We start from the raw sequence: 251 nt of genomic DNA on the forward strand, positions 1-251 counted from the left end.
GATGGCGAATATGATGGAAACTATCTCTCCCAGTGTCGGTGCCACCCTATCCTTGATACAGCTATAAATTAAAATTCCGACAGGACAAACATACTGAAGCACCGTCGCTGTTCCCGCATTGGTCTCCTGAATAGCAGACAGATAGGCGAATTGGTTGAGAAAAAGACCAATCAGAGCAAAAATAAGAAGAGACAGCAAACTCTTTCTATCCTTTAAAAAGACCAGTATTTTATCCTTTGCAGTAGCATAAG

1 protein-coding gene is annotated in these 251 nt (G+C 41.4%); it reads right to left on the minus strand.

Annotated elements, in window-relative coordinates; genetic code table 11:
* The coding region (locus F1003_RS19045; protein WP_155090377.1) for an EamA family transporter at positions 1–251 on the minus strand (251 nt) is incomplete at both ends.

Source organism: Winogradskyella ouciana, assembly GCF_009709615.1.
GTDB classification, from domain to species: Bacteria; Bacteroidota; Bacteroidia; order Flavobacteriales; family Flavobacteriaceae; genus Winogradskyella; species Winogradskyella ouciana.